General features: G+C 63.7%; 3 protein-coding genes. All 3 read left to right on the top strand.

All coding sequences use genetic code 11. The features are described 5' to 3' along the window. Positions 1–182: 182 nt before the first annotated feature. Entirely contained in the window at positions 183–572 is a 390-nt protein-coding gene (locus NZM16_RS04090; RefSeq protein WP_295451837.1) for a response regulator, read from the top strand. Next, positions 562–993, top strand: a complete 432-nt coding sequence (locus tag NZM16_RS04095) for a response regulator (protein ID WP_295451839.1) — start codon at positions 562–564, stop codon at positions 991–993. The genes NZM16_RS04090 and NZM16_RS04095 overlap by 11 nt, the downstream gene beginning before the upstream one ends. 12 nt (positions 994–1,005) lie before the next feature. Next, positions 1,006–4,504: GAF domain-containing protein (locus NZM16_RS04100; RefSeq protein ID WP_295478749.1), on the top strand; the 3,499-nt coding region annotated here is incomplete at its 3' end.

A 4,504-nucleotide genomic window follows, 5' to 3' on the forward strand; every position in this document is an offset into this window, starting at 1 on the left:
ACTCGCCTGCGGGTTTTGAGGCTGGGGTGGCGCCGTCGGCGGCGCCCCAGCCCCCAAAAAAGATTTTTGCTTATCTCACCCCACAGTTGCTGGCCCGGGGGGAGAGAGGGGAAGGGGGGAAGGGGCCTAAGCTGGCTTCCCCCCGAAGACGCTTGGAACAAAAGCCCTGCTGCGGAGGTCCGATGGGCTCTGTGATTTTATATATTGAAGATAACTTTGAAAACCGGTTGCTGGTCCGGCGGATCCTGGAGGTGGAGGGATATCAGGTGGTGGAAGCGGAGGACGGGCCCAGAGGGCTGGAGTTGGCCCGCTCGCTGCGCCCCGATTTAATCCTCGTGGATCTCCATCTCCCGGATATCGACGGCTACGAGCTGGTCCGCCAGTTCAAGCAGATGCCGCATCTCCAGGGCGTCCCCATTGTGGCCCTTACGGCCGATGTGATCCGCGGCACGCGGGAGCGGGCGCTGGCCACCGGCTGTGACGGCTACATCCCCAAGCCCATCGATGTGGATGCGTTGCCGGAGCAGATCGCTGCTTTCCTGAAGAACGAGGAGGCGCATCATGGCCGGTGAACCGATGCGGCCTCCGGTAGACCCCCGTGAGGCCGCCGTCCTGGTGGTGGAGGACAACCTTCAGAACTTCGTGTTAATCGCCCGCCTTCTGGGTTATCTCGGGGTGCGGGATATTCAATGGAAAGCCTCGGGATGGCAGGTCCTGGAGTTCGCGGGACAGCTGCCCCGCATTGATCTCATCCTGCTGGACATCCATCTTCCCTATGAAGATGGATACGAAGTGCTTCGCCAGATCCGCGCGGACCCCCGTTTCCGGGGCACCCGGGTGGTGGCGGTCTCGGCGGAGGCCACGGAGGACAATATGCGGCGGGCCCGGGAGGCCGGTTTCGACGGCTTTATCGGGAAGCCGATTGATCCCGATGCCTTCCCCGATCAGATCCGGCGGATCCTCGCCGGTGAGGGGGTGTGGACCCTGGGCTGAGGAGGAGCGAAGATGGTCATGCGGATTTGGAGCTCGTGGCCCTTGCGCTGGAAATTCCTGGCCGGCTTTGTCCTGATCGTTCTAGTCAGCGTGGTCGGGACGGTGGAGGTGGCCGAGCGCCTGCTGGAGAGCACCCTTCAGAGACGGATCGTCGAAGAATTCCAGGGGATCGCACGAACCCAGCGGGCGGCTCTGGAGCAGAACCTCTGGCATGAGATAGAGAGCCTGAGCATGGGGGCGGAGGAAGAAACCCTGGTCTTCGAGGCGATCGATCATTCCGCCCGCTATGCGGATCCGACCTTAAGAGCCTATATGATCCAGCAAGAGGAATTCCTCTGGAAGACCCAGCCCACCTCCGGTTTGCGGCGGCGAGTCCTGCAGGGCCCGGCGGCGGAAAAGCTCCGTGCCCTTCGAGGCCGCCTCTCCGGTCACCTTCATCTCCTCTTAACCGATGCCCATGGCGTTCTAATTGCGGCTACGGAGCCCACCCGGGCTTATCGCTTTGACCAGGAGCCGTGGTGGCAGGCCGCCTGGAATCAGGGACGGGGTGCTCCCTATATCAGCACGCTCCACTTTGACGAGGATCTTCAGACCTCGGTGGTTTATCTGGCGGTTCCTGTCTATCGTCGGGACACCCATCAGGCCGTGGGGGTGCTCCGAAGCGCCTATGGGGCTTCCCAGATCTTCGGGATCCTCAGCCAGTTTCGGACGGGCCAGACCGGCCGGGCGCTGCTCATCGATCGCGATGGGACGGTCCTGATGGACCCCATGGGGTTGCTTCATCGGGACCAGCGGGTGACCGATCTTGCCCCGATTCTGGGTGGGGGGGCGAGGCCAGAAGGAGGCCTGCTCGCTTCGGAATGGCTGATTGCGTATAGCCGGGTGGGGATGGGGATCGGTCATCGATTGCCATCCCTGGAGGAGCGCGGATGGATCCTGGCTGTGTTGCAGCGAGAAGATGAGGCGATGGCTCCCGTGGCACATCTGGGCCGCCAGGCCCTGCTCTGGACGCTGGCGCTGGGGGGGATCGCCATCGCCCTGTCCTTCCTGGCTTCCGCTTCCCTGACCCGACCTCTCGGACAACTGACCGAGGCCGCTCGTCGTCTGGGAGCCGGTCAGCTAAGCGTTCGCGTTCCGGTCACCTCGCGGGATGAGCTGGGGGTGCTGGCGGAAACGTTCAACACGATGGCCCTACAACTCCAGGACCTCTACCAGAACCTGGAGCGCCGGGTCCAGGAACGGACCCATCAGCTCCAGACGGCGGCGGAGATGGGCCGCCTGATCGCCTCCATGCTGGATCTGGAGGAGCTGTTGCGCACGGCGGTGAATCTGATCCGGGATCGCCTGGGGTATTATCACGCCTCGGTGTTTCTGATCGACGAAAGCGGCCAGTGGGCGGTGCTGAGGGAGTCCACAGGAGAGGTCGGCCGGAAACTCAAGGAGCGAGGTCATCGTCTGGCCGTGGGTGGCCAGAGCATCATTGGGTGGGTCACCGCGAACGGGCGTCCGCGGGTGGCTCAGCGGACGGCGGAAGACCCCGTTCACTTCAAGAATGAATTGCTTCCGGAGACGCGAGCGGAAGCGGCTTTCCCGCTGAGGATCGGCAAGCGTGTGATTGGGGCGCTGGATGTGCAGAGCACGCTGGAGGGGGCATTTGACCTGGGGGCGCTTTCGGTGCTCCAGACCCTGGCCGACCAACTGGCCGTCGCCATCGAGAACGCCCGCCTCTACCAGCGAACCCAGTTCACGCTGGAGGAGACTCAGGCCCTTTACCAGGCCACTCACGATCTGACCTCCGCGGCGTCCATCGAGGCGGCCGCTCGGGCATTGCTCGCCCATCTCCCCACCCAGGGGGTAGATCGTTATGTATTGACGCTGGTGGAGGACCCGGACGCCCGCCCGGAGGACCGGGCCCTTCAGGCGCGGTTGATCTGGGATCGAGATCGGGGCTTGTTCGCAGATATCCGACGCTATACGAGCGCGGATGTGCCCATTATCGCCCGCGAGCCCACCCGGGAGCCGATTTTCGTCCCGGATGTGGCCACGGATCCCTGGCTGGATGAGGTCAGCCGTTCATTCTATCTTCGGCATCGCGTGCGCTCCGTCGCTTTCTTCCCTCTTTGGGCCGGGGATGCGTTTTGGGGCTGGTTGATCGCTCAGGGGGTCAACCAGCCCCTGGAGCTGGAGGATTCAACCATCCGCCGCATCCGGGCGCTGACGGACACCGCAGCGGTGGTCTTTCAGAATCAGATCCTGCTGGAGCGCCTCAAGAGGCAGTTGCGCGAGCAAACGCTGCTGTATGAGGTCTCTTCCGCCCTGACCCAGGCGGGCGATCCGGTGGAGTTTCTAACCCAAATCTGTCGCGCTTTCACGGTCGGGTTAGGGGTCACCAGCGCCTATATCACCCATGCCACATCGGATGGCTCGCAGTTCTTGGTCATCGGTGAGTTCTATGCCCCCGATGCTTCCCCCCAAGAGCGGGTTCCAGACATCGGTGTTTACTATCGTTATGAGGATTATCCGATTTATGCTCAGATGCGATCCTCCCGGCAGCCCGTGGTGTTCCGCCGCAGCGAGGTGGAGGCCCGGGGAGCTCCAGAGGCCAGGTTGCTCGCCCAATATGATGGGCGCACGGTTCTTCTGATCCCGCTGACGGTCGGAGACCGATATTATGGCCACATCGAGGCGTGGGATAGCCGGTGGGAGCGCTGGTTCTCCGATGAAGAGATCCGGCTGGCGATGACGCTGGCTCAGAGCGCTTCCCTGGCCATCCAGCGCATGGAGCTCTTCGCGGAGACGGAGCGCCGCGCACGCCTCCTGCAAACGGCATCGGAAGTCAGCCGGATCGCCGCGACGATCCTGGATCCGGAGCGCCTGATGAACGAAGCGGTGGAGCTGATCCGGGATCGGTTCGGCTACTACTACGTAGGCTGGTTCGTCCCGGATGCGGAAGGGAAATGGATGGTCCTGGCCGCCGGGACTGGGGAGCCGGGCCGGATCATGAAGGAACGGGGCCATCGGCTGGAGATCGGGGGGCAGTCGATGGTGGGCTGGGCCGCCGCCCATCGCCGGGCGCGGATCGCCCTCGATGTCGGCCTCGATCCGGTTCGCTTTGCGAACCCACTGCTCCCCCTCACTCGCTCCGAGATCGCCCTGCCCATGATTGTGCGAGGAGAGCTAGTCGGGGTTCTGGATATCCAGTCCGAGCAGCCTGCCGCGTTCACTGAGGAAGACATCCGGGCCCTCCAGGTAATGGCAGATCAGCTGGCGACGGCCTGGCAGAATGCCCGGCTCTACGCCCAGGCGCAGGATCAGGCCCGGGAGCTGGCGACGCTCCATCGCTTGGCTATGGAGTTCTCCCGTTCCCTGAACCTGGTGGAGATCCTGGAGGCGGTGTGTCGGGCCTTCGTGGAGGTGCTGGGCGCGGATCACAGCGGGGCGGTCCTCTGGGAGAAGGGACAAGACTATGGGATCGTGGTGGCCGAGCATCCTCCCCGGGGCTCCCTGGGCG

The organism is Thermoflexus sp. (assembly GCF_025055495.1).
GTDB lineage: Bacteria > Chloroflexota > Anaerolineae > Thermoflexales > Thermoflexaceae > Thermoflexus.

Coding starts and splice junctions, on each gene's coding strand:
- NZM16_RS04090 (WP_295451837.1), top strand. CDS start 183: ATGGGCTCTGTGATTTTATATATTGAAGATAACTTTGAAAACCGGTTG.
- NZM16_RS04095 (WP_295451839.1), top strand. CDS start 562: ATGGCCGGTGAACCGATGCGGCCTCCGGTAGACCCCCGTGAGGCCGCC.